General features: G+C 69.7%; 23 protein-coding genes and 1 pseudogene. 19 read left to right on the top strand and 5 right to left on the bottom strand.

The window, feature by feature from the left end; translation table 11 throughout:
• Positions 1-4 precede the first annotated feature (4 nt).
• Together ACZ6S0_RS50450 and ACZ6S0_RS50445 are read right to left on the bottom strand one after the other, a co-directional pair.
• Positions 5-616: a hypothetical protein gene (locus ACZ6S0_RS50450; protein WP_465927863.1), complete on the bottom strand. Its 612-nt coding sequence runs from the start codon at positions 614-616 to the stop codon at positions 5-7.
• A 7-nt stretch (positions 617-623) separates the two neighbouring features.
• Positions 624-6,788 (bottom strand): polymorphic toxin-type HINT domain-containing protein, encoded by a 6,165-nt coding sequence (locus tag ACZ6S0_RS50445; protein WP_465927861.1) that lies wholly within the window; start codon positions 6,786-6,788, stop codon positions 624-626.
• A gap of 959 nt (positions 6,789-7,747) precedes the next feature.
• Here ACZ6S0_RS50445 and ACZ6S0_RS50440 point away from each other — a divergent pair.
• The 3 genes and pseudogenes from ACZ6S0_RS50440 to ACZ6S0_RS50430 all read left to right on the top strand — a co-directional run bounded on the left by ACZ6S0_RS50440 (position 7,748) and on the right by ACZ6S0_RS50430 (position 9,180).
• Positions 7,748-8,215, top strand: coding sequence for a hypothetical protein (locus ACZ6S0_RS50440; RefSeq protein WP_465927859.1), 468 nt, complete (start codon positions 7,748-7,750; stop codon positions 8,213-8,215).
• Position 8,216: 1 nt separating this feature from the next.
• Positions 8,217-8,558, top strand: a pseudogene (locus ACZ6S0_RS50435) (transposase); the annotation flags it as partial.
• 196 nt (positions 8,559-8,754) lie between these two features.
• The gene (locus tag ACZ6S0_RS50430) at positions 8,755-9,180 is read left to right on the top strand and encodes an NUDIX domain-containing protein (RefSeq protein WP_465927857.1); all 426 of its coding nucleotides are present in this window, start codon (positions 8,755-8,757) and stop codon (positions 9,178-9,180) included.
• Between the two features lie 34 nt (positions 9,181-9,214).
• On the opposite strand, the gene ACZ6S0_RS50425 is transcribed toward ACZ6S0_RS50430, so the two are convergent.
• Positions 9,215-9,478: a hypothetical protein gene (locus ACZ6S0_RS50425; protein WP_465927855.1), complete on the bottom strand. Its 264-nt coding sequence runs from the start codon at positions 9,476-9,478 to the stop codon at positions 9,215-9,217.
• A gap of 101 nt (positions 9,479-9,579) precedes the next feature.
• Between ACZ6S0_RS50425 and ACZ6S0_RS50420 the strand changes: the two genes are divergently transcribed.
• Positions 9,580-10,179, top strand: a complete 600-nt coding sequence (locus ACZ6S0_RS50420) for a hypothetical protein (protein WP_465927853.1) — start codon at positions 9,580-9,582, stop codon at positions 10,177-10,179.
• Here ACZ6S0_RS50420 and ACZ6S0_RS50415 read toward each other — a convergent pair.
• Entirely contained in the window at positions 10,139-11,377 is a 1,239-nt protein-coding gene (locus ACZ6S0_RS50415; RefSeq protein WP_465927851.1) for a DUF4158 domain-containing protein, read from the bottom strand. The two genes, ACZ6S0_RS50420 and ACZ6S0_RS50415, sit on opposite strands and share 41 nt — an antisense overlap.
• Positions 11,378-11,773: 396 nt before the next feature.
• Here ACZ6S0_RS50415 and ACZ6S0_RS50410 point away from each other — a divergent pair, with 396 nt between their 5' ends.
• The 9 genes from ACZ6S0_RS50410 (at position 11,774) to ACZ6S0_RS50370 (ending at position 20,584) form a co-directional block, all read left to right on the top strand.
• Positions 11,774-12,280, top strand: a complete 507-nt coding sequence (locus tag ACZ6S0_RS50410; protein WP_465927849.1) for a PadR family transcriptional regulator — start codon at positions 11,774-11,776, stop codon at positions 12,278-12,280.
• The gene (locus ACZ6S0_RS50405; RefSeq protein WP_465927847.1) at positions 12,273-12,938 is read left to right on the top strand and encodes an ABC transporter ATP-binding protein; all 666 of its coding nucleotides are present in this window, start codon (positions 12,273-12,275) and stop codon (positions 12,936-12,938) included. The genes ACZ6S0_RS50410 and ACZ6S0_RS50405 overlap by 8 nt, the downstream gene beginning before the upstream one ends.
• Entirely contained in the window at positions 12,935-14,161 is a 1,227-nt protein-coding gene (locus tag ACZ6S0_RS50400) for a hypothetical protein (RefSeq protein WP_465927845.1), read from the top strand. Before ACZ6S0_RS50405 ends, ACZ6S0_RS50400 begins: the two co-directional genes overlap by 4 nt.
• A gap of 668 nt (positions 14,162-14,829) precedes the next feature.
• Positions 14,830-15,081 carry a hypothetical protein gene (locus ACZ6S0_RS50395; RefSeq protein ID WP_465927843.1) on the top strand — a complete coding sequence of 84 codons (252 nt, stop codon included), beginning with the start codon at positions 14,830-14,832 and terminating at the stop codon, positions 15,079-15,081.
• 162 nt (positions 15,082-15,243) lie between these two features.
• Entirely contained in the window at positions 15,244-16,164 is a 921-nt protein-coding gene (locus tag ACZ6S0_RS50390; protein WP_465927841.1) for an ABC transporter ATP-binding protein, read from the top strand.
• A gap of 26 nt (positions 16,165-16,190) precedes the next feature.
• Entirely contained in the window at positions 16,191-16,976 is a 786-nt protein-coding gene (locus ACZ6S0_RS50385; protein WP_465927839.1) for an ABC transporter permease, read from the top strand.
• A 25-nt stretch (positions 16,977-17,001) separates the two neighbouring features.
• Complete coding sequence (locus ACZ6S0_RS50380) at positions 17,002-18,306, top strand: sensor histidine kinase (RefSeq protein WP_465927837.1); 1,305 nt, start codon at positions 17,002-17,004, stop codon at positions 18,304-18,306.
• Positions 18,303-18,968: a response regulator gene (locus tag ACZ6S0_RS50375; protein ID WP_465927835.1), complete on the top strand. Its 666-nt coding sequence runs from the start codon at positions 18,303-18,305 to the stop codon at positions 18,966-18,968. The genes ACZ6S0_RS50380 and ACZ6S0_RS50375 overlap by 4 nt, the downstream gene beginning before the upstream one ends.
• 122 nt (positions 18,969-19,090) lie before the next feature.
• Entirely contained in the window at positions 19,091-20,584 is a 1,494-nt protein-coding gene (locus tag ACZ6S0_RS50370) for an MFS transporter (protein WP_465927833.1), read from the top strand.
• On the opposite strand, the gene ACZ6S0_RS50365 is transcribed toward ACZ6S0_RS50370, so the two are convergent.
• The gene (locus ACZ6S0_RS50365) at positions 20,563-21,798 is read right to left on the bottom strand and encodes an erythromycin esterase family protein (RefSeq protein WP_465927831.1); all 1,236 of its coding nucleotides are present in this window, start codon (positions 21,796-21,798) and stop codon (positions 20,563-20,565) included. The genes ACZ6S0_RS50370 and ACZ6S0_RS50365 overlap by 22 nt on opposite strands.
• A gap of 149 nt (positions 21,799-21,947) precedes the next feature.
• Here ACZ6S0_RS50365 and ACZ6S0_RS50360 point away from each other — a divergent pair, with 149 nt between their 5' ends.
• The 6 genes from ACZ6S0_RS50360 to ACZ6S0_RS50335 form a co-directional block, all read left to right on the top strand.
• On the top strand, positions 21,948-22,448 hold the full coding sequence (locus ACZ6S0_RS50360) for a MarR family winged helix-turn-helix transcriptional regulator (RefSeq protein ID WP_465927829.1): 501 nt from the start codon (positions 21,948-21,950) through the stop codon (positions 22,446-22,448).
• 242 nt (positions 22,449-22,690) lie between these two features.
• Positions 22,691-22,960: a DUF4158 domain-containing protein gene (locus ACZ6S0_RS50355; RefSeq protein WP_465927827.1), complete on the top strand. Its 270-nt coding sequence runs from the start codon at positions 22,691-22,693 to the stop codon at positions 22,958-22,960.
• Between the two features lie 225 nt (positions 22,961-23,185).
• Entirely contained in the window at positions 23,186-23,392 is a 207-nt protein-coding gene (locus ACZ6S0_RS50350; RefSeq protein ID WP_465927825.1) for a hypothetical protein, read from the top strand.
• A gap of 247 nt (positions 23,393-23,639) precedes the next feature.
• On the top strand, positions 23,640-23,936 hold the full coding sequence (locus tag ACZ6S0_RS50345) for a hypothetical protein (protein WP_465927823.1): 297 nt from the start codon (positions 23,640-23,642) through the stop codon (positions 23,934-23,936).
• 152 nt (positions 23,937-24,088) lie between these two features.
• Positions 24,089-24,319 (top strand): nSTAND1 domain-containing NTPase, encoded by a 231-nt coding sequence (locus ACZ6S0_RS50340; RefSeq protein WP_465927821.1) that lies wholly within the window; start codon positions 24,089-24,091, stop codon positions 24,317-24,319.
• Positions 24,320-24,453: 134 nt separating this feature from the next.
• Positions 24,454-25,011, top strand: a 558-nt coding sequence (locus ACZ6S0_RS50335; RefSeq protein ID WP_465927819.1) for a DinB family protein, incomplete at its 3' end; no start/stop codon positions are given.

Genomic DNA, 25,011 nt, shown 5'->3' with positions numbered 1-25,011 from the left:
CGGGTCAGGAGCGGTTCCCCGGGTCACCGGCGCCGGGGAGCGGCCAGCCGGCGCACCGGACGATGAGCTCCGCCACCGCTCGCCTGGCCTCGCTCTTGCGGGCGAGTTCGCGAAGCCGGCCCTCCAGAACCTCGCGCGGGTCGGCGGGGCTCGCGAGCAGGGCGACGTCGCGGTCGAACCACAGGTCCTCCACGCCGCGCAGGGTGGTCTTGAGGGTGCGCAGCGGAGGAGAGCGGAAGCCGTCCGCCCGGTGGACGATGTCGTCGCAGCAGTTCCAGAAGTTGCCGACGACGGCGTTGATCCGGGCGAAGCGCTCGCGCGCCTCCATGGCGTCGGAGGTGGCGACGAGCAGGGCGACGCCCGCGGCGGTGGACTGGTAGTAGGCCGGCAGGGCTACGTCGGTCGCGTCCGTGAGCCGGGCGCGCCAGTGGCGCAGGGACATCACCGCGCTGGCGAGGGCAGCGGGATCGCGGTGGTCGCACCCGGAGACGACCGACCGTAGGTCGGGCAGGAACGGTGTGCACAGGACGTCGAGGATCGGCAGGAGCCGCGCGAGGCGCAGGGCACCGGAAACGGTGACCCTGCGCCTCGGCGATGGCTGATCGAACAGTTCCACTCAGGACTCAATCACGTCGGGTGAGGACGCGGTACGGGGTGTTGCCGGTGCGGGAGACGCCCGTGCCGAGGCCGATGTTGGTGGTCTCCAGCCCCATGCCCGTCGCCCGGCCGAAGCAGGGCAGGCACATGCGGGTGGAGGACGCCATGGTGACCAGCTCCCACTCGTCGCCGAGGGCATCCATGATGGTGTCCTCGGCATGGCCGTCACCCACGATATACCGGGCGTCCATGCTCGGCGAGTTCGCTCCGCGCCATTCGTCCGGGACGCCACGTTGTTCCGTCGCGACCCAGGTGTCGGTGACCGACGGGTCGTTGACCCTGCGGACGTGTGCCACCGCGACCGTCGCCGTCTCCGGGTCGGCCCGCGTCGCCGCCAGGTCTCTGGCCTGCTTGTACGCCCGCACGCAGCCCTGGGTGTTGTGGACCAGGACGGGTGTGGAGGCCGCCAGGACGTGGTAGGTGTGGATGTCGGCGACGGTGAAGTTGTGCACGCGGCTGTGCTGGGTCCACTTCTTGACCGCTGTGACCTGCACGTACGTACCGGCGGAGGTACGCAGCGACATGCCCGGCCGGAGCTGGTCGGCCTTGAGCCACCTGCCTGCGCTCTCCACCCAGAACGGGTGGCCGTCGGTGGCCGTCAGCCGTCCGGTCGCTGAGCCCTTGTCGCCGTCGGTGTCGACGGTGACCTCGACCAGTGCCTTGTCACCCTCGCCGAGGATCAGTTGGACCACGGGCTTGGCCGCGGTCTCGCCGGTCTCCGGATCGGTGGCGACGACCTCTTCACCAAGTTCGATCTGCTCGATGGGCTTGGTGCTGCCGTCGGCCATCAGAACCAGGGTGCCGGCGACGAAGCTGTTGCAGTCCCCGGCCTTAGCCCTCGTCTTGGCCTTGGCCTTGGCCGCCAAGGCCCGGGCCCGCTCCTTGGCCTCCGCGGCGACGCGTTTGGCCTGTGCCTCGGCCGCCGCCTTGGCCGCCGCGGCCTTCTCCGCCGCTTCCCTCGCTGCCTTGGCCGCCGCCGCTTTGGCCGCCTCAGCGGCGCGGGCGGCGCCGGCGAGGACGGACCTGGCCCACTTCAGCTCCTCGAAGAAGCGGATGACGGCCTTGCCCGCGCGCCAGATCGCCTCGATGATCTTCTTGGCCTTGAAGATCTTGCCCCAGGGCAGCGCGCCGACCACGGCCATCACGCAGGCGCCGAGGTCGCCCTTGAGACAGTTGATGATGTCGTTGACCCCGAGGACCTCCATGAGGATCTGGCCGCCGGCCTCCAGGATCACGTCGAGGATGCTCTTGCTCTGGAGCTGGTGCGCCTTGGCGACGTCCTCGGGGCTGGGGCCGGTCTCGGTCGGGGCTCCGGTAGGGTCGCCGCCGCCGGTGGTCGGGCCCGCGTCGGGCATCAGTCCGGTCGGGTCGGTGAAGACCAGCGGGTTGTTGCTCGCGTAGGTGTAGGCGGAGGTCTTGACGGTGCCGGTGGGCATGGGATCGGCACTGGTGAAGCGGCCGGTGCCGGGGTTGTAGTTGCGGTCCTGCAGGAAGTAGTTGCCGGAGCCGGTGCTGTCGTCCTGGTAGGCGCCGGCGAAGCGCAGGGGGTTGTCAGGGGTCTCGGCCTGCGCCGACGACGCATCGCCTGGTCCCTCAGTGCCTTCGTCCGGGAGCGGGTTGTCGGCGGGCACAGCCTGGGTGAGGGTGGTGCCGACGCGCGGGTTGCCGAACGGGTCGTAGTCGTAGCCCGCCTCGACCTGGCCGGTCGGGGAGAGCATGTTGGCCACGCCGCCGAGCCAGTCATGGGTGTAGGCGTGCGTGCCGCCACCGGTCAGCAGGGCCAGCGGCTCGTCGTCGGGTCCGTAGGTGAACCCGCGGCGCTCCACCGCGGCGCCCGCGCCGTTGACCGTGGTGTCGAGCGCGATCTGCGGCTGATTGCCGTTGACGTCCCAGCTCCAGCGCTGGGTCGTGTCATTGGCGGACGCCGACAGGCGCAGCCCGGTCGCGTCGTAGGCGAACGTCGCGGTCTTGCCGTTGACCGTGGCCTTGGCCAGGCTGCTGTCGAGGTTGTACTCGAACCGGTCGGATCCGGCGCGGACCTGGTTGCCGTTGACGTCGTAGGCGTAGTCCTTGGACACGATGCTGCCCGGCTTGACCATGGTCTCGCGCTGGAGCTGGTCGGCGGAGTCGTACGCGTAGGTCGTCAGGTCGTTGCCCGCCGTACCGGTGCGCTTCTGGCTGAGGCGATTGCCGACCAGGTCATAGGTGTAGTCGATGCGGCCGGCCATCTCAGAGCCGCGCCCGCACGAGGTGGCGGAGTAGCAGGCGGAGGTGACCCGGTCCACGTCGTCGTAGGTGTAGGCCACCGACTCGGCACGCTCGCCGCGGGTGGTGACGGCCCTGGTCGGGTTGCCGACCTCGTCGAGCGTCAGGTCGAAGGCCGAGACCGGAGCGGCGTCGCCGTCGGCCGTCCTGATCGAGGTGAGCCGGCCCGCGTTGTCGTAGGCGCGCTTCTCGGTCAGCCCGCCCGTGGGCAACGTGGTGCTGGTGCGGCGGCCGGCCACGTCGTACCCGAAGTCCCAGGTCCTGGTCTCGCCCGCGAGACCCTCGGCCACGCTCTGCGAGGTCAGGCGGCTGTCGGCGTCGTAGCCGGCGGTGACCTTGGTCCCGTCCGGGTAGGTGCGGGAGGTGATGTTGCCCCGCTCGTCGTAGGCGTAGGAGAACGTCTCGTCCTCGAGCCCCGCGCTCTTGCGGGTGACCGACAGGATCTGGTCCTCGTCGTCGTAGGCCACCTCGCGCACGCCGGTGGGGTCGCCGTAGGCGGTGGTGCGATCCTTGGAGTCGTAGCCGAAGGTGTAGACCGGGCCCTGGGAGCCGAGCGCGGCCTGCGTGCGACGGCCCAGGATGTCGTAGGTGTTGACGATCGTGCGCTTGGTCCGCTCCTCCGGGCCGACCCACTCGAGCCCGCTGATCGCGATCGCGGTCAGCGGGTTGCTCTCGGCGTCGTAGGTGATCTCCACCCGGCGGGCGAGCGGGTCGGTCTTGGTGATCAGGCGGCCCGCGTCGTCGTAGGACAGCCTGGTGCTGCGGCCCATCGGATCGCGGACGGCTTCGAGCAGGCCGTCGGAGCCGTAGGAGTAGACGGTCGAGCCGGCCGACGGGATGATCGGGTTGTACGGCGTTTCGGGCGTGTGCACCGTGGCGAGCTGGTCGTCCTCCCGGTAGGTGCGGTGCGTCTTGCGACCCTTGGGATCGGTCACGGTCGTCGGCCGGTTGACCGCGTCGTAGGTGGCCGTGGTGGTGTTGCCCAGCGGGTCGATGGTCTTGACCAGGTTGCCGGCCTGGTCGTACTCGTAGCGGGTGGTGAAGTCCGCCGGCTCGGCGCCCTCGACGTTGCCGCGCGGCTCGGTCACCGCGGTCAGCAGGCCGTCGTCGTCGTACTTCCAGGTGGTGACACCACCGACGGCGTTGGACTCCTTGACCCGGTTGCCGGCCTCGTCGTACTCGGTCCTGGTGGTCTTGCCCGCCGCGTCGGTGATCTCGGTCTGTCGGTCGGCGTCGTCGTAGGCCATCGAGGTACTGCGCCCCAGCGCGTCGGTCACGCCGGTGACCTGGCCGACGTTGTCGCGCTCGAAGGACGACGACTTGCCCAGCTCGTCGACCCGGTTGGTGGTCCGGTCCAGCGGGTCGACCTTGATGTCGCGGTCGGTGAACCCCCCTCCCGGGTACGGCCGGCGCATCCGGATCAGGTTGTCGTCGAAGTCGTAGAAGTAGGTGGTGGTGAAGTCGGCCTTGTTCGCGCCCGGCTCGTTTCCACGCGGCGACGTGACGGTCTTCAGCAGGCCCTTGGCGTCGTAGGCGTAGCTGGTGACGATGGCGGGGCGGCTGCGCAGCAGCACCCCCACGGTGGCCTGGCGGCCGGCCGCGGTGTAGGTGTACGCGGTGGTGCGGCGCTCGTTGTCGACCTTCTTCAGCAGGCCGTTGGCGAAGTAGGCGTAGTTCGTCGTCTGGCCGGTCGGCGTCTGGCGGCGCACCAGCCGGCCGGTCTCGTCGTGGCCGCTGCGCCACGCGCCGCTCTTGCCGGGTTCCTGGGTGCTGGTCAGCCGGTCCTGGGCGTCGTAGCCGTACTTGGTGGTGTACGCGAGCCGGTTACCGCCCTGGACGGTGCCGCGCGGGTCGACGGAGGCGATGCGGCGGCCAGTGACGTCATAACTGGTCTCGGTACGCCGGCCCAAGGGCGAGAGCACCGCCTTGAGCAGGCCCGCGTTCTGGTTGCCCGGCGGGTGGTACTCGTAACGGGTGACCTTGCCGCGCTCGTCGGTGGTGGAGGTGCGCAGGCCGCGCGCGTCGTACTCGTGGGTGATGGCGCTGCCGTTGGGGTCCTCGCTGCGCACGAGTTCGTTGAACTCGTTGTAGGTGTCCTTCCACACCTGGCCGTTGGCATCGGTGTGCTCGGTCGGGTTGTTGCGCTCGTCGAAGGTGGTCTTCTCGGAGAAGGAGAACGGCCTGGGCGCGCTGGTCCGGATCCGATTGCCGTTGGCGTCGAAGGTCGCCTCGTGCTGGTGCTGGTTGCCGTTGACCACCAGGTCGCGGTTGAGGTCCTTGTCGTAGCGGTGGTTGTCGGAGTCGCCGGTGGCGCGCTGGGAGTAGACCAGATTGTTTCCGCGGTAGCCGTCCCAGACGACCACGCCGTCCGGGTCGGTGGTGGCGGCCTCCTGCTTGCCGGCGTCCCAGGCGAACGCGGTCTGCTTGCCCAGGCCGTCCTTCTGGAAGGTGACCCGGCCGTCATCACCGTAGGTGTTGACGACGATGGCCACCCGGTGCGGGTCGCCGACCTGCGCCAGGAGCTGGTTGGCGTGGTAGGCGTACGTCCACGGGAAGCCCCGGGCGTCCAGCACCTTGGTCAGCAGGTTGCCGGTGTAGAAGAACTTGACGTCACGGCCGTCCGGAAGGCTGATCTCCCTGATCAGGCCACCCTCGACGCGTACCTTCACCACCCGGCCCGACGCATCGGTGATCTTGATGCCGGGCGCCTCGTAGGCCAGTGTGAGTCCCACGTCGCGGGCGTTGCGCACGCCCGACAGGCGGCCCTGGGCGTCGAACAGGTAGCGCACCTGGCGCGGCGTGGTCAGCACCCAGCCGTCGCCGGACTTGCGCAGCGTGGACCGCACACCGGCCGGACGCCGGTACGCGCCGTCGGCCTGCGGCGTGTAGCGGGCCTGCGCGCCGTCCTCGGCCCGCACGATCGCCACCCCGTCCTGCTCGGTGACGCGCATGTCGTACGACCACGCCCAGCCGAGCCCCAGCAGGCCCTCCCCGCGGTTCATCGAGGAGTAGGTGCGCGTGCTGGCGAACAACGGACCGAATGAGGCCATCGCCAGGTCCTGCTCGGTGCGCACGAACGCGCCGGTGCCGGTGTTGACCCCGAGTCCTCTCGGGGCCTGGCCGGCGGCGGTCAGGGCCAGCGCGTTGCCGCAGCCGCAGCCCATCGCCTGCTCGTTGGGGATGGGCGGCGGGTCGATCGTCTGCCGCGGCGCCGACGGGTCCGACGGGTCCGAGGCGAATTCGTTCCCGTCGTCGAAGACCGCGGCCGCGGTGACGAAGTACTCCTTGCCGGTCTCCAGCACCCAGCCGTCCGTCGTGCCGAACGAGCGGCAGTAGTCGCCGGCGCCGCCGCAGGTGAGCCTGTCCCGCTCCAGCTCCGCCCTGGGCACGAGCACCGAGGCCTGCTCGGTCGGGGAGTCCTTCTCATACAGGCGCATCCGGGCCCCGGTCCAGGACGGGTCCGCCTGTCCCGAGCGGAAGTACAGCGTCAGCGAGGTGTCACCGAGCACGAAGCCGGGCCGCAGGGACAGTTCGTTGAAGCTGTTGGGGGCGGTCTGCTTGACCGTGGGCTGCTCGGACGTGGCCTGCTTCGACACGGCCTGCTTCGACTCGGCCTGCTTCGACACGGCCTGGGTCGCCAGCGAGGACCAGCGCCCCCTGTCGACCTTGACCGGTTCGCCGCCGGCGGTGGTGCCGGGCGGCACCACCGCCGGGCGCTGATCGGTTTTGACGGCGACGTCCGGACGGATCCCGGCGGGCATCGGCCGCGCGGGCGGCGCGTCGCCCTGGTGCACCTTCGGCACCGGCGGCGGATCCGCCTGCGCGGACGCCGGTGCCGGCGCCGTCAGCAAGGACGCCAGCAGCACCGAGACCAATAACGGAACCTGAATACGGGCACGACGAAATCGACTTTTGGCGGGCACCGCTGGGACCCTCCCCCGTGGAGATACCGGTAGCGAAAGAAAAGGCTTACCGATGACAGGCGCAGAAAATCACCAAAATCCGCCCTTGGCAAGGCTGTCGTCCCGCCGCCGCTCGCCGCAGTGGGCGGCCGTTCGCCCTGCTCCTGTGCTTCTTGCTGCGACAAGGGCCTAATCGAACGTTCCACGCAGAGGAGACCGCGTGTCCACGACGGCAGCGGCAGCGGCGGGAGGACGTGCAGCCAGCGGAAACAACTGGTCCACCCGAAAGGGCCATATCATTCCGATGATAGAAATGTGGTATGGCCTGATGGGGAACCAGAAGCCGCCAGCATCCCACCCGGCCCCGGCCCCCGGCCGCCTCCCTCGCCGTCAAAGCCGGTCGGCGTGATCCACCGCGATCGGCCGCCTCCTTGACACCAGGGTGCGCCTCGCGGAAAGCGCCCTGCTCAGCAAAGCGTCGGGCGCGAAATCGTCGGGCCGATCCATCCCGGAAGTAATACAACAACACGAGAACGAAGCTTCGTGTGGGATGATTAGTCCATACCGCTGAAGCACGTGACCGAGCCATGCCATCGCCGCTCCTTTGCGCAACGGCATTGCCTGGTCGCGTCGTCCGGGATTGTGCCCATGGTGACCCGGATCGGCATCCTGGCCGATCCGGGCTCCACCGCGCACGAAACGGGGATCAATGGATCTGCATATTGGGGACGTTCTTCAGCTATCCTGCGACCCAATTTCGGTACCGATTATCGATAGGTCATCTCACTATGTCACCGTGAGACTTCCGTGGCACCAGGTCGATCCCGAGTCCGAATACGGATGGGACGGAAGCCATCAACTCCCGCGCCGCCTGGACTCCGCTGAATGGTCGGCCACACCGTTCCGTTTTCGAGGAGAATCCAATGCTCTTCGTTCCTGGAGAGGCTCGGGCGATATCCATACCCAGGACGATCACCTATGTCGCGGGGATTGAACAGTTCGACCAGCCACTCGATATCGGCTGGCTGCCACGCCCTATGAGGACGGTTTCACTCCTACCACAGGGAGAGGAATGGTCCGAGCTTTCCGAGGAACAGGGATTCTCGTACAACCTGCCAGGCGATGAGTTCATCAGCGTCGAACTTTTGTTTCGCCCGTACGCCTTTCTGGAGGACGGAGCGGTCCTTCTCGACTCGCGAGGCGTGACGTGGCGGTTCAAACGTCCATGGCTTTGGGAGGCGGCGGACGGCGAGGCAGGGATTCTGCCCGAGTGGCCGCCGGCTCTGCAGGGATCGGGACGTACGTCTACGGGATCCCACTTCGACGAATTGCGTCGGTGGGAAGAGTACAGCCACGTGCCGGCCGTCAGTCTCGAACACACCCTGCGGTGACGTGCCGTCCGCGCCGCACCTCGTCACCACGGAGTTCAGGGCGGACGCCGTCGCGTTGTACTTGTCCGATCCGGGACGGACGCTGGCCTCGGTGGCCGAGGACCTGGGCATCAGCCGCGAGACGCTGCGTAATTGGGTGCGTCAGGCGCAGGCGGAGGGCAGCGCGGGTGCCAAGGTGCGGGGTCCGGCGAGGAAGGCGGCGCGTGGCCCGCTAACGTCCGACGACGTGTTGGAAGAGGAGAATAAGCAGCTCAAGGCCCGGATTCGGGAGCTGGAGCTGGAACGCGACATCCTGCGCCGGGCGGCGAAATATTTCGCCGGAGAGACGTGCGCCGTGAGGCGTTGATGGTCCGTACGAGGGTGTAAGACCTCCGTCGTCTGTCCTGTCGTGGCAGGGCGGGGAAGCTGAGGGCAGCTCGATCCGGGTGATGCCGGGGAGGGTGGCAAGCGGCCCTGACAAAGCCGGGACGTGCCGGCACTGCCAGATGGTGCGGGTCCGGTGAGCGAGGCGGACCGAACTCGGATCCGCATGGGTCAGAATGTGCTGGATGACGATCTCCGCTGACAACTCCGGTCCGGTCCGGATTGTGACGGCCGTTCTTCGTGACGGCGGTCGGGTGTTGCTGTGTCATCGATGCGCCGGACGGCGTTGGTATCCCGACGTGTGGGACCTGCCGGGCGGTCATGTCGAGGAGGGGGAGGATCCGAAGGAGAGCCTTGTCCGCGAGCTTCGGGAGGAGTTGGGCATCACCGCATCGGAGCCGTCCGGCCCGCCGATGCATGAGATCCGGACCGCGACGTTCGACATGCGGATCTGGTTGATCGACAGGTGGACCGGAACACCCGTCAACGCCGCGCCGGACGAGCACGACGCTGTGGCGTGGTTCGAGACGTCCGACCTTGACAGCCTGCGTCTCGCCCACGAGTCGTATCTCTCGATGCTCACCGCCGTACTCGTCACGTGACGTCGATTCGGAACCTGTCAAACCCGGTGAGACGTCAGGCTACTTGCGTGCTTTGTGGTGAGGTGCCGGTCTCGGAGGCCACGAGTGGCTGATTGATCCACACCTTGGTCGGCAGTGCCGGTGGATAGGGTCGCCGGCCGCGGAACCGTTCCGGATGCGCCTGGAAGGCCGCGTGGAGGGTGGCGATCCGCCTGGCCTGGATCTGGGCGGCGGTGCCGTCGTGCACCGAGGCAGGCGTGTGCATCGCGATCCCGGAATGGCGGTGCTCGTGATTGTAGTAGCGGAAGAAATGGGTCACCTACGCCCGCAGTGACTGGACCGGCTATCTCGCCGACCGCGCCGCAGAACAGAAGGCAAGCCATACCCGTGATGCAGCAACAAGTGAGAGGGAATAGTGCCATGGAACTGGGTTACGTCCTTGCCGGCTATCGAGTCGCTACGCGCACTGATCGGCAAGATTGGCAGGAGGCTGGCCTGCCTGGCCCTAGTCTGCTGTCGCTGAGCGATTGCGTGGTGGACTTGGTGCCAGTGGATTCCAGTGGTTGGGATCACTGGTTCGCCAGTCTCCAGGAGGCTGAGATCGCCCGAAATCAGGCAGGAAACTCGGGGTTGCACGTGCTCGGGGTCGGATTCGCTGCCGCCGATGTTCCGGGGCTGCAGGCCGACATGGCCGACGGCGGCTGGGACGGCAGCCTCCCGGAGCGGCTGATCCGGCGTGAGACGTTCCCCGGCTCCGGCGAGCGGCGGCTGGGTTTCGAACTGGTCGGCTTCGACACCGGAAGCTGGCACACCTGGACCTGCATCGGGTGCCTCGTTACCGACGTTCACCAAGCCACCGGCATCCAGCCGGACCCCAATGGGCTGATCCAGGACGAGCAAGACGCGCGCCGGGCCGCTCAATGGCTCACCGACTCAGGTCTCGGGGATCCCAAGGTGTTCCTCTGGGCGGCCGCACTGCTCACGGAGCCACCGCGAGCGTCCCTCCAGACCAAGGAATAGCGCACGGTCGGAATAACACCCCTCCACCAGTGATCGTCTTGTTCGACAGCACCTCCTCCAGCTCTGGCCACGCCTCGTCCTCGCCGAGCCCGGGCCGATACAGCGTCCGCTCGCCGACCACGGGATACAGGGCCTTGCGGACGGTCTCCTCCGGCAGCTCCAGCGCCGCCGTGGCGAGCTTCACCAAGATCCCGTTCTTGCCCTGCACCCGCCGGAACTCGGCGTTGAGCTCGCCCTCGACCTTCTTCTCCGCCCGCACACTGATCTTGTGCACGAGCTGGATCAACAGCTCCACCAGCCCGTCGATCAGCTCAGCCTGCCGCACCTGGCACAACGCGGCCAGCAGGGTGAGGCGCGCCGGCGGCGCCGCCGCCTCGAAATCGGACGGGTACATCTTCATCGCCCGGGCCCGCCAGCCCGCCACGACCTTCTCCGAGATCCCCTCAAACAGCGCGGTCGGCAGCCCGATCGCCTTGACCCGCTCCAGCTTCACGATCTCGGCCAGCAGCGTCTCCAACTGCAGCGGCCCCGGGTCCTCCTTCAGCTCCTGCAAGAACGCGCGCCGGCCGCCACTGGCGACCTGACTCTGCGCGTCCCCTTCCGGAGCGTCCCCGCCGGCGACGACCGGGGCACCGGCCGGGGCAGCTTCGGCGACGATCAGTTCCTCCAGTTTGTCGACCGATTCGAAGGACAAGCGCTGCACGGTCGTGGCGGTGAAGTTCCGCTCGAACATCGCCTCTGCCGCGCCCAGCACGCGTTCGATCCGAGTCGTCTTCGGCGGCTCGATCCGGTCTTCGCGACAGCGCGCCAGCAGCGCGCCGCGCAACCGGTCCCGTGACATCTCCACCGGACAGATCTTGGTGGCCAGCCAGTCGGCGAGCTTGTCCTCATCACCGACCGTCGGCTCGCGGAAGTCGTGGAACTTCCTGATCTGCGCCCGGTGGTACTCGATCGTGCGCCCGGACCAGTCGTAGGAGGCGAACAACTCCGCGTCCACCTTGACCTGTCCCGCCATGAACTCCACCGCTGGGCGAGGCAGGTCCTCCCTGCGAGGGAACCTCGCTTCCAGCTCGAAGAACTTCAGCATCAGGCCGAAGCCGAGCCGAGTCGCCCCGGACTTGTTCGCCAGCAGCGCGAGTTCCTCCTCATCCAGCGTCCAGCACTCGATCAGGTCCTCTATCTCCCATTCACGTCGCATGTCCCGCACCCCTTCTCCCGGACCTCCAACGAAAGGTCAGGAGAAACATGGTTTGTAACCGCTCGGCTACCGACTGGTATGTCACACCCGTGATGGCGGCGCAACGTGTCCGAGACATAACGCTTTGCTACTTTGCGGGCCAGGCTCCCGAAGAAGTCCGTAGTCAAGCCGCGTAGCTGTCTGACGACCGGCTCGGCCGCGCCCACCGGGAGCCGGCCAAGGCCTTCCTTCATGCCTGATCGTGATAGACCACCGTGGCGTCACCGTGGCACCGGCGTGGACACTCAGCGTTACTTTGCGGCTGGTGACGCGGACCCGAGTGGGGGCCCAGGTGCGTGGAGCGGGCGAAGGGCCAGCCGTTGTCCGCGACTATTCATTGAATGTATAGTCGCGATCATGTCAACCGGTCATGTGCTACTCGGCTTCCTCGCCGAGCGCCCGAAGCACGGTTACGAACTCAAGAAGGAGCACGATCACCGTCTCGCCGGTGCCAAGCCGCTGGCGTACGGACAGGTCTATGCCACACTGCAACGCCTGGAACGCGACGGCCTGGCAGAGGTCGCCGAGACGCAGCAGGAGGGCGGACCGGAGCGCACTCTGTACGCGATCACCGACAGCGGCCGGGCGGAGCTGGAGCAGTGGCTGAACACCGTCGAGCCGTCGGCGCCATACGTCGCCAGCCCGCTGTTCGCCCGGGTCGCCGTCGCGGGGAAGGCCGCCGACGGCTATCTCATGCGGCAACGCGAGGCACACCTGGCCCGCATGCGGGAGCTGACCGCAGAGAAGGCATCCGGCGCGCCCGCCCAGGTGCTGGCGGCCGACTACGCGCTGCAGCACCTTGACGCCGACCTGCGCTGGATCGAGACCGCCCTCGCGCGGATGAAGGAGGACAGCCATGCTTGAGGCCAGGGGCCTGGGCAAGTCGTTCGGCCAGACCAGGGCGTTGACCGGTGTCTGCGTGGAGATCGCGGAGGGTGAGGTCGTCGCCATCACGGGACCGAGCGGCGCGGGCAAGTCAACACTGCTGCACTGCCTGGCAGGGGTCATGCGGCCGGAGTCCGGCGAGGTCGTCCTGGACGGCCGGCGGATCGACACGCTTGCCGAGGCGGAGCTGACCAGATTACGGCGCGAGAGCTTCGGCGTCGTCTTCCAGTTCGGCGAACTGGTGCCCGAGCTGACTGCGGTAGAGAACGTCGCGTTGCCGATGCTGTTCAACCGGCACGGCAGGCAGGAGGCGATGACCGCCGCGGCGCAGTGGCTGGCCCGGCTGGAGGTGTCCGACTGCGCCGAGCAGCGCACCGGTGAGCTGTCCGGGGGGCAGCGGCAGCGGGTGGCCGTCGCGCGGGCGCTGGTGACCGGTCCGCGCGTGGTCTTCGCCGACGAACCCACCGGAGCGCTGGACACGCTGGGCGGCGAGCAGGTGATGAGTGCAATGCTCGATGCGGCGCGCGCCAGCCGTACCGCTGTCGTGCTGGTCACCCACGACAACCGGGTGGCCGCCTACGCCGACCGGGAAGTCGCCCTGCGCGACGGAGCGGTGCTGGCAGGGGCGAACCGGTGATCGCCGTACTGCGGATGCTGAACAGGGGACGCTCGCGGGCCGAGCGGGTACGCGCCAGGCTGGTCGCCGCGGGCGCGGCGGTGGCGACGTTCCTGGTCTGCACGGCCGTCAGCCTGGCGGACTACAGGGACGAGGGCGGCTCGCTGACCGGGCTCGGCCTGGCTTTGCTGGCCGTGCCGGTCGCCGGTCTGGTCCACCAGGCCGCCCGGCTGGCCTCGGCCACCAGGGAGCGGCGGCTGGCCGCCCTGCGACTGGCGGGGGCGACGCCGGCTGACGTGCGCGTGCTGGGCGCCCTGGAAGGAGGCTCACTGGCACTGGGCGGGTCTCTCGTCGGCAGCGCGCTCTACGTGGTCACCCATCTTGCCGGGCCGCTGCCTCAGGTGCCGGTGGTCGTGGCTTTGGTGACGCTCGGCGGGGTCTTGTCGGGGGCACGCGCCGGGCGGCACGTCGTGGTCTCGCCGCTGGGAGTGGTCCGTCGGGCACGCGTGCGGGGACCACGCGTGCGAGACCTGCTCATCCTCGTGGCAGGGGTCGGCTTCTTCGTTCTCGGCGTCGTGGTGAAGGGCCACTTCCCGCTCGTCGGCAAGTACGGCTCTGCGGTCGCCATGGCGGCAGGGCTGGTGCTGCTGCTGTTCGGCGTGACCTTGGCCGCGACCTGGCTGATCAGGATGTACGCCCGCCGCGCCGGTCGGCGGGCGCGGTCACCTGAGACGCTGCTGGCGGCACGTCTGGTCGAGGCCGACCCGCGGGCGTGGGCCAGAGCCCTGTCCGTGGTGAGCCTGACCGTGTTCTTCGGCGCGGGAGCCGGGGCCCAGCAGTCCGTTGTGGGCTACTTCCAGGCCCACGCGCTGGTGGACGTCGCGCTCCTGGTCGCCCTGGTGACCTCGGCGGTCGCTCTGGTGGTGCATCAGGCGGAGGAACTGATCGACCTTCGCCGCTCGTTCGCCGCGCTGGCCGCCTCCGGGGTACCGGAGCGGGCGCTGGGCGGGGTGCTCGTGCGCCAGGCGGCCATCGCTGCGCTCCCGGTCTGCGTGGTGGCGGCCGTCTCGGGTGTCGCGGTGGTGATCTTGACGGCGTTGGACGTCTACCAGGTCCAGTGGCTCGGTTGGGCGGTTGCCAGGGCTGTGGCCATGGCAGGCGTCGGGGTGCTCACCGCGGCGCTCGTCGCCCTGGCGGCCCGCCCCCTGCTGCGCGGCGCACTCCGTTTCGGGACGCGGACGTGACGACGATCGACGATTGAGCTTGAACAGCAATCACGAACACGACAGGTTCGCCAGCCTCCCCGGTGCGCAGTCGAACGATCGGCCGCGCACCGGGACGGGGGCCGCGGATGTGGCCGCAGCGGGGCGGCGTCACCGGGGACCATCCCGGGCCGACCAAGTTGGCGGATCTCGGCCCAGTACACGTGCCGCACCTGATGGCATGTGGTGGTGGCGGCCGGGGCCTCGAACTCCTCCAGAGTGCGGAAGGTCTCGCTGACGACGGTGTGGTCCTGGCGCACCAGGACCACGCCGCTGCCTCCGGGAGATGCCGAACGAGCCTTCATTGCGCAAAATTCCGATCGTCGACACCTGCCTGATGCCGGTCTCCGGGCATGGTGCCGATCGGCGGCGTAAACGTCGCCTCGCGCGACTCCTGGCTGCGGCCTGGCGGGCGGCCTCGCCGGCCTGGTCAACACCGTCGATGACCGGCTCATGTCCGTCATGAGCTTCACCATCGCCGATGGCAAGATCTCCACCATCGACATCCTGTCCGACCCCGACCGGCTGGCCCGGCTCGACCTCACCCGCCTGGAGCCGTGAAACCCGGCCCACGCCGGGACGGCTTCCTCCCGGACGTCCCCGGGCGGCGGGCTCCAGCGGCGCCGACGACTGAGCGTCCGCCACGCGGCGTGGCCGATGTGACAGGGACGAGCCCCGGCCTGCGCGAAATCTACGTCTACGATCCCGGCCGCCGCCTGATCCACCGTGCCTTGCGCGACGGACCGGCGTACGCCTGGGTCACCTCAGGCCAGTCCCCGGAAGCCAAGAAGTTCTTCCCGATCATGAGCGCGGAGACGGGAGCGGCTTTCACCGTGGCGCGGCATGGGCGAGGGGCTGAAGGGTGCGGTGCGGAGCTGGCGCAGCGGTCCGCCTGGCCGTGACCGGCCTCGTCCGGGGCGCCGACTCAACCGATCGGTGGATCGCCTTCCCCCACCGTTCGGCGGCCAGGTCCCGTCCACCGGCCGATGTCGGCGGGAGTGGGGCTCGTAGCAGGCTGGATCCAGCCGACCACCGATGGGCACGAGCCCGGGAAGGACCCCCACATGCCACCAGTGATCGAGGTACGCGACCTCCACAAGCGCTACGGCGACAAGGTCGCGGTCGAGGACGTGTCGTTCACCGTTCAGGAGGGTGAGATCTTCGGGATCCTCGGCCCGAACGGCGCAGGAAAGACGACGACCGTGGAGTGCGTCGAGGGCCTCCGTACGCAGGACCGGGGCGAGATCAGGGTGCTCGGGCTCGACCCCCGCCGCGACCGCACCGAGCTGACCAGGCTCCTCGGCGTCCAGTCGCAGGCCGGCCGGCTCCCCGACCGGCTGCAGGTCGCCGAGGCCCTGGAGCTGTACGGCTCCTTCTATCCCAGGCCCGCCGACTGGCGTGAGCTGATGCACAGCCTCGGCCTCGCCGACAAGGCGAAGACCCGCTACGCCAAGCTGTCCGGCGGCCAGCAGCAACGGCTGTCGATCGCGCTCGCGCTCGTCGGCAGCCCTCGGGTGGCGATCCTCGACGAGCTGACCACGGGCCTCGACCCGCAGGCACGGCGCGACACCTGGGACCTGATCGAGGGCGTGCGCGCCCGCGGGGTGACGATCGTGCTGGTCACCCACTTCATGGAGGAGGCCGAGCGGCTGTGTGACCGGCTGGCGCTGATCGACGCCGGCCGCGTCGTCACGGTGGACACCCCGGCCGGCCTCACCGAGCGGGCCCGCGTGGGGCAGCGGATCCAGTTCCGCCCGTCCCGGCCGCTGGACGACCGCCTGCTCATGGCCCTGCCCGACGTCTCCGCAGTGACCCGCCGGGGCGAACTGGTCATCGTCGACGGCAGCGACAACGCGCTCAACGCCGTCACCACCGTCCTGGCCCGCAACCAGATCGTGGCCGAACGGCTGCGCGTCGAGCAGGCGAGCCTGGAGGACGCGTTCGTCCAGCTCACCGGCGGACGCCTCGAACCCGGCCCCCGCTGACACAGCACAGAGAGGACCTCATACCCATGCCAGCCCTGCGCGCCGACGCGCCCCCCGTCACCGCCGAGCGAGGTTCCGCGACGTGGCGGCTCATCAAGGCCGAGAGCACGTTGTGCCTCCGGGACAAGGTCGCCCCCCTGTGGGGCATCGGCTTCCCACTGATCCTGTTGATCGTCCTCGGCAGCATCTCCGACCTGCGGGAACCCGTGGAGCCCGGCGGCGTCCTGACCTACTTCGACCTCTATGTCCCTGTGCTGGTCCTGTTCAATCTGGCCGTCCTGGCCACCGCGTCTCTCCCGACCACGCTCGCGGGATACCGGGAGAACGGCGTGCTGCGGCGCATGCGGACCACGCCGGTCGGCCCGGCCCGCGTGCTCACCGGCCAGCTCGTGGCCAACTTCGCCATCGCGGTCGTCGCGATGGTCCTGTTCCTCGCGGTGGCCAGGTTCGGCTTCGGCGTCGGCCTGCCGAAGCACTTTCTCGGTTTCGCCCTCGCCTGGCTGCTCGCGGCGGCCGCGCTGCTCGCGATCGGCCTGCTGATCGCCGCCCTCGCGCCCGGCCGTGGCCCGGCCACGGCGATCGGCACGGTGCTGTTCTTCCCGATGATGTTCTTCGCCGGGCTCTGGGTGCCGATCTCGCAGATGCCGCCGCTGCTGCGGAACATCGCCCACTTCACCCCGCTCGGCGCGGGCATGGGGGCGTTCCAGGACGCGTACCTCGGGGTTTTCCCTTCCGCGCTCCCGCTCCTGACCCTGGCGGCGTACGCGGCCGGCTGCGCGATCATCGCGGTCCGCTGGTTTCGCTGGGAATAGACTCGGCACGGAGGGGAGGGGAATTGTGAGCAGGCGGAAAGGGCCGGAGAGCTGGGCCGCGGCGCTGGAGAGGCCGTCGTCCCTCCTGGTCACCGCGGTGCCCTACACCTTGCTCGCGGCCCTCGCCGCGTACAAGGTGTTCAAGGAGCCCGCGGCGGGCGACTCCCCGCTCATCGACCTCGGCCTGTGCGGGCTGGCCGCGGCGTGGATGCTCACCATGTTCACCCTGCGTCCCGCCTGGTGGGACCGGCCACGGATCATGGGGGTGTTCTTCACCGGGCTGGCGGTGATCACGGCGATCCTGGTCGTCCGCGATCCCGTGTTCGGGCTGCTCACCCCCGCGCCCTACATCTACGCCTTCACCGTCGTCCGCTGGCCGTGGCGGCTGCCCGCCGTGGCCGCCACGGCCGTGATGGCCGGCACCGCGCAGGGCTCCGGCGTGGACCCGACGACCGGGCTGGGCCTGACGCTGTTCCTGGCCATCGTCGTCGCCAACGTCGTCCTCATGTGCGGCACCGCCTGGGTGCTCCGGCTCGCCGACAAGGAGCAGGAGCGGCGCGAGCAGGCCCTCGCCGAGCTGAGCCGGACGAACCGGCTGCTGGAGGCGACGCTCGCCGAGAACGCCGGCCTGCACGCCCAACTGCTCGCCCAGGCCAGGGAGGCGGGGGTGCTGGAGGAGCGCCAGCGGATGGCCCGCGAGATTCACGACACCGTGGCGCAGGGGCTCACCGGCATCATCGCGCAGCTTCAGGCGGCCGAGCAGATGCACGAGGTCCCGGCGCCGTGGGTCCGGCCCTTCGCCGCCGTCACCGGGCTGGCCAGGGAGAGCCTGGCCGAGGCCCGGCGCTCGGTCGACGCGCTGCGGCCGGAACCACTGGACACCGCGCGCCTGAGCGACGCACTCGCCGACGTCAGCGGCCGGTGGTCGAAGTTGCACGGGCTCCCCGTTCAGGTCACGACGACCGGCACGGCACGGCCCATGGCTCCGGAGGCGGAGTTCGCGCTGCTGCGCACGGCGCAGGAGGCGCTGGCCAACGTGGCCAAGCACGCGCACGCGACCAGGGTCGGGGTGACGCTGTCCTACCTGGAGCACGAGGTGGCGCTGGACGTACGTGACGACGGCAGGGGCTTCGATCTCGCGCGGCTCGAAACCGGCACGGCCGCGACCGGCGGGCCGCGGCCGCACTTCCGCGGCGGCGGGTTCGGCCTGACCATCATGCGGCAGCGGATCGAAGGGCTGTCCGGGACGCTGGGGATCGAGTCCGAGCCCGGTGCCGGCACCGGGATCTCGGCCTGCGTCCCCGCCCTGCCCGCAGGGAGCCGCACATGACCGGGCACCCGGCCGAGGCCCCGATCCGGTTGGTGATCGCGGACGACCATCCCGTCGTCAGGGACGGGCTGAGCAGCATGTTCGCCTCCGCGCCCGGATTCGAGGTGCTGGGCGAGGCCGCGGACGGCGCCTCAGCCGTACGTCTCGCCCAGCGGCTCCGGCCCGACGTGATCCTCATGGACCTGCGCATGCCGGGTATGGACGGGCTGACCGCGATCACCGAGCTGACCAGGCTCGGCAACACCGCGCGCGTGCTCGTGCTGACCACCTACGACACCGACACCCACGTACTGCCCGCGATCGAGGCGGGCGCGACCGGCTACCTGCTCAAGGACTCCCCCCGGGAGGACCTGCTGCGGGGCGCGCGGGCCGCCGCCAAAGGCGAGAGCGTGCTGTCCCCCTCGGTGGCGGCCCGGCTGATGAACCGGGTCAGGACGCCCGCGCCGCAACTGCTCAGCCAGCGGGAGCTCGAGGTCCTCGAACTCGTGGCGGCCGGGAACACCAACCGCGAGGTGGCCGCCCGGCTGTTCATCACCGAGGCCACCGTCAAGTCCCACCTGCTGAACGTCTACGCCAAGCTCGGGGTGAAGGACCGCGCCGCCGCCGTCACCGAGGCGTTCAACCGGAGGCTGCTCGTCCCGCGAGCGCCCGGGCAGTCCTGACGGGGATCGGCGGGGATCGGGGGGATCGGGAGGGCGGGAAACGTCCGTCCGCGCCGATGTCGAGAAGCTCCCGGCGGTTCCGACCAACGGTCGAAACGCCGAGAGAACAGGAAGCCTCGAAGATGCACGTCAAACGGGCCTGGCTGGGACTGGCCGTCCTCATGCTGCCGACCTTGCTCGTCGCGCTGGACGCGACCGCCTTGCTCCTCGCGCTCCCGCAGTTGAGCGCGGGCCTGGGCGCCGACAACGTCCAGCAACTGTGGATCAGCGACAGCTACGGATTCATGGTCGCCGGCCTGGTCATCACGATGGGAACGCTCGGCGACCGCATCGGCCGCCGGCGGCTGCTGATGATCGGCGGAGCGGCGTTCGCGGTGCTGTCGATCGTGGCCGCCTTCGCGACCAGCCCGCTGATGCTGATCGTCGCGCGGGTGCTGTTGGGCGTCGCCGGGGCGACCCTGGCGCCGTCCACGCTCGCCTTGATCACCAACATGTTCCTGGACGAACGACAGCGCGGGCGGGCCATCGCCATCTGGGCGACCTGCACGTTCACCGGCGGCGCGCTCGGGCCCATCCTGGCCGGGTTCCTGCTCCAGCACTTCTGGTGGGGCTCGGTGTTCCTGGTCGCCGTGCCGGCGATGGCGTTGCTGCTGCTCGCCGGGCCGTTCCTGCTGCCGGAGTACCGCGGCGACCAGGCCGGCCGGCTGGATCTGGCGAGCGTCGGGCTGTCGCTCGCGGCCGTGCTCCTGACGGTCTACGGCATCAAGCAGCTCACCGTCGAGAGCGTGCCGGTCGTGCCGGCGGCGGCCGTCGTCGCCGGGGCGGCCCTGGGCCACCTGTTCGTACGGCGGCAACTGCGGCTGGAGACGCCGCTGCTGGACCTGCGGCTGCTCCGCAACCGTCCGTTCGCCGGCGTGCTCGTGGCCCTGGTCTGCGCCGGTGTCGCCATGGCCGGTACGGGCCTGCTGGTCACCCAGTACCTCCAGGGCGTGCTGGGCTTCTCGCCCTTCGTGTCGGCGGTGCTGTTCGCCCCGATGGGCCTGGCCACGGCGGTCGGCACCATGCTCGCACCGGCCCTGGCCCGCCGGATGCGGCCGACCACGGCGATCGCCGGCGGGCTCGCGGTGTCGGCGCTGGGCTGCCTGCTGCTGGTCGGCGTCGACGGCTCCGGCGCGTTGCCGCTGGCGATGATCGGTATCAGCGTGCTGGCGCTGGGCACCGGCCCGCTGTTCTCGCTGGGCACCGGGCTGGTCGTCGGGTCCGTGCCGCCGGAGCGGGCCGGCTCGGCGGCGTCGATGTCGGAGACCGGCAACTTCTTCGGCGGTTCGCTCGGGTTCGCGCTGATCGGCGTGCTGGCCGCGGTGGTCTACCGCAGCCGCGCAGATGGCACGTCCGACTCGCTGGCCGGCGCGCTCGCCGCCGCCGGACGCCTTCCCGCCGACCAGGGCGCGGAGCTGCTGCACACCGCGCGGGCCGCGTTCACCGCCGGTCTGCACGTCACCGGGGTCGTGGCCGCGCTCATCCTCGCCGGGACGGCCGTGCTGGTCCTGGCCATGCGCCCGGCGGCCACGACCGGCCGGACCCCGAGCCCGGACTACGAGACGACCCGATCGTAGGAGGGGCTCTGACTTGATGGGAGGTCCCTGACGAACACGATCCCCTCGCACTCGCCGAGGTGGGCCGGGTCGAGCGGCAGGTAGCCGTAGTAGGGGGACGCGCGAGGGCGGACGGGCCGCGCGTCGCCGAGCGCGGCGGCCAACCGGCGGGCGTCCACGACGTGGCGGTCCGCCGGGAGCGCGTACAGGAGCCCCTCGACGGTGTCGGGAGGCGGGACGTCGACGCCACGGTGCCGGATCGTGCCAAGCCCCGTGGCCAGGAAGGCGTACTCCTCGCCCAGGTGAGCGCGTACGATCGCGCCGGCGCTCCACCACTCCAGCGGCCGGCCCGCCAACTGGATCACGCTCTTGTCGCGCTGAAGGTGGCGGTTGTGGGCGTGGACCATCGTCGGGCCCCGTTCGGCGACGGCGAGCAGGTTGGCGGCCATCATCGAGTCCCGCAGGCCCATCAGCCGGGTCACCCGGCTCGGTGACGTGTCGGCCATCCAGAAGTGGTAGCGCATCAGGCCGGTGGCGGTGCGCCCGTACAGGCGGGCCCGGTCCCAGTCGTCGCGCGAGGACGCCGCGATCAGGTGCGGAGCCTGCACGTCGAGCAGCGTGGCCAGATCGTCGGCGAGCAGCCGCAGCTCCCTGGCCTCGGCCGACTGCCCGACGGACTGGGCGGCGTCCATGGTCGCGGCGGGCTCGGTCCACCGGTCGTCTGCGCCGAGCAGGTCGTCGAGCGTCTCCGCGGAGCAGGGGAGCAGGCCCGCGTCCCCGTGGGCCGCGAGGTAGCGGTGCAGCGCGGTGAGGGCCTGACGGGGGCTCCCGGGGCCGGTCATCTCCAGCGGGCCGTCGAAACCGGCGAAGCGCACGTGCTCGGACGCGGGACGTCCCTCGTTGTACGCGCGCATCCACCGTACGAGCTCGCGGTTGGCCGCGGACGCGCCGAAGCCGTGGCTGAACCCCCGTCGCATGACGTCGTCGAGGGTGCCCGTGCCCGAGGTGACGTAGTCGTCCACGACCAGGCCCATCAGGCAGTCGCTCTCGATGGCGATCGCGCGGTGGCCCTCCTGCTCGACGAGCTGCCGGAACAGCTCGTTGCGCAGCTCCAGGAGCGCGTCCTCGCCGTGGGTGGGCTCGCCCACGGCGAGCAGCCGGGGGCGGGCCGGGAGCAGCCGCATGACGGCGGCGGCCTCGACGGGCTGAGCGGTGTCCTTGATGCCAGAATCCATGCCTTCAACGGTATCCTTGAACCGCTTGTTGAGGCTTTCTCGCGACTTCTGGCCTCTTCGCCGGAAAACCCTAAAATCACGGTATCCCTGGTCCCGCTTGCCGCCCGAGCAAGTGACAGTGCTTATATAAAATCTTCTAGGATGGCCGAATGGCCGATCCGCACGCATCCGACCCCACCCGGCAAAGCCTCTGGCGCCCCCTGCGTCTGCTCCAGGCGTCGATGGACGCGGACATCGCCCGCGTCTACTCCGAGAAGCGCATCAAGGGCCTCAAGCCGAGCTACGTGATGGAGCTGCTCCGCCTGCACGCCCACGGCCCGATGACGATCACCGAGCTGGCCGAGTCGGTCGGCCGCACGCACTCCGCCCTCAGCCAGAAGGTGGCCGCCATGCGGGAGGCGGGCTGGGTCACGACGGTCGCGGGCGACGACGCGCGCAGCAAGGAGGTGACGCTCACGGACGAGGCCCGCCGCGTCATCGGCCGCCTCGCCGCGGAGTGGCGGGCCACCGAGATGGCCATCGCCGAGATCGAGGCCGAGATCCCCTATCCGCTCACCCGGGTCGTGACCGACATCGAGCAGGCCCTGACCCGCAAGAGCTTCTACGACCGCATCACCGAGAAGCTGGCCGAGGACCCGGACTGGTCGTGACCGCCGTCCCGCCCCGCCCTCAACGTCAGGAGAAGGCCTGTCGTCAACGAAGCTGTCACCAAGTACATTCGAGCGTGTTCGCCCTGGTCATTAGGCCCTTTGCGAAGCTTCTACCGGATCTTTCGCGGTTTTCCCGGACGTATCGGATCAGGTGCGGTAGGTATTGGTCCGAATCTCGGGGGTTGGTCTGTGGTGGCCGACCTGGACTCGTCGGCAGCCCCTGAGAAGAAAGCCCGAGTGCCGTGGCGCGTGTCCTCGACGAAGACGAACTGGTCGGCCACTGGACGCTCCTCGATGAGGAGATGGAACTCCTGGCAGGGCGCCGAGGGCCGACGAAGCCGGCCTTCGCGTTGATGCTGAAGTTTCACCAGCTCCACGGGCGGTTCCCACGCCAGCGTGGCGAGCTGCCGGACGAGGCGGTCGAGTACGTAGCCGCCGCGGTGAAGGTCCCGCCGAGAAGAACCGAAGGCGGGCCGAACTCTTTTCGCACGTCGGTGAGGGTGCGGTCGTGAGCAGCCCAGGCGGTGAGTTTCCGGCGCAGGGACGCGTGCTGTTCGAGGGGGAGGGTTCGGTCGGCCTGCAGTCACCCGCGATCGTGGGCGAGCTCGGCGTAGATCGAGGCGACGCCGTGGTCGCAGGGGGCAGGCAGGACGGTGGCGAGCGCTCACGACTCTGCGAGCCGGAAGTGCGGAATCGGCCCCCCGCACCCGATCGGCTTGTGAGGCAGGATGGGAAGGGTGACGATCATGCCTCCCGGCCGCCCTCCGCGGCCGCCCGCGCCGCCCATTTTCTGGAAGGTCTCCCTGACGGGTGCGGCGGTCTCCCTCGTGCTGGCGGTCTATGCGGCGCTCATGGACAACGTGCAGGCCATGACCGCTCTGGCCACGGCCGCCGCAGGGTTCGCCGTTTTCTTTATCCGGGCCTACGTCCGGGCGCGGCGCTGAGAGGGTGCCTTTGAACCCGCCACTTGCTCCCGGGTTCGACGCAATTCGGAGGCATAGAGGCTCAGTTTCGGGGTCTGAGCTGGGGTAACGCTGGGAGGCACGCGGGTGGGCGTGTCTCTAGGCGAGGGTGTTGGCGCTGGTCAGCGGGGTGCGGGCTGGAGGTCGACGACCTTCTTGGGGATGGGGATGCCGAGTTGGGCGAGTAGGTCGCGCTGAGGTCAATCGCTACCTGCGGCGGGCCCGCGTCGTGGCCCACGACCCGTTCGATGGCATCGACCTGCCCCCACAGCAGCGGGACAAGAGCACCCGTTTCGTCACCGAGGCCGAGCTGAACGCCATGCTCGCCCACGCCGAAGCAGCAGAGAGCCGCCGGGTCCAGGCCATCCTCGCCGTCCTCAAGGGCACCGCCTGCCGCGTCAGCGAGCTGACCGGCGTCCAACTGGCCGACCTCGGCCATCGCGGCAAGCCACCGCTTCTGCGGACGGTTGTCAAGTGTTGCCACTTGACAACGACGCCAGCAGGGCGACCAACTCGTCGCCGATGAATGCCGTCCCTGCCCGCTCGCCAACTTGGTCGAGATCCCGACCGCCTCCGACTGGTGCCGACGATGGCGCGCACGTCCCGCCTCTCCCCGGCACAGAAGGCTTCTATGGGGCCTGCCGTCGGACGCGAGGGAGGCGCGACGGGCCGCTGCTGGTGACCGGGCCTTCGGGAGCGGGCAAGTCGTCGCTGCTGAGGGCCGGCCTCATCCCCGAAGCCGACGAGTCCTGGCCGGCCGGTCACGTGGTTCTCACGCCGGGCGGCACTTCTGTTCAAGCCCTGCGCGGCGACCCCGTCCAGGTGCTCGCCGAGCGCTTCTGCGGCGACGCTGCTCCGGACGAGATACGGGACCGCCTGGCCGGCAAGCCCGCGCCGCTCCCCGGGTGATCCCGGACGGCCATGACCACGGCCCCGGTGCGGTGAGCAGCGCCTGGCCAGGCGAGCTCGTGCCAGACGGGTAGCTGACGCCAGGCAGCTCCGCCAGCTGAGTCCACCGGCGCAGTCTGACAGGATCGTGACCCGTGATCGACGATTTCGCGAAAGACAACCTGCACGGGAGACTGCGGCGGGACCGCAAGGCGCTGCTCTGGAAACTCGACGGCTTGTCCGAATACGACGCCCGCCGACCTTTGACAGCGACCGGAACCAATCTCCTCGGCCTGGTCAAACACGTGGCCACCGTCGAGGCCAGGTACTTCGGCGAGGTCTTCGACCGTCCTTCCCCGGAACCGCTGACCCGGTGGCAGGACTCCGACGGCAGCGATCAGTGGGCGACCGAGGACGAGACCCGCGATCAGATCATCGGGTTCTACCGGCGCACGTGGGAACACTCGGACGCGACGATCAACGAGCTTCCCCTCGACGCCCCCGGCCACGTGCCGTGGTGGCCGGAGCCTTATCCCAACACGAACCTGTTCGCCATCATGCTCCATGTCCTCAGCGAGTCCGTCCGGCATGCCGGGCACGCCGACATCCTGCGTGAGGGCCTCGACGGCCGGACCGGGTTGCGCGCCGAACACGAGAAGCCAATCGACGAGGAAGCCCGCGCCGCCTACCGCGCGAAGATCGAGCAGGTCGCC

The organism is Nonomuraea sp. NPDC051298 (assembly GCF_055586305.1).
The sequence above is the reverse complement of the archived record's forward strand: the minus strand, read 5'-3'. Positions and strand labels throughout refer to the sequence as shown.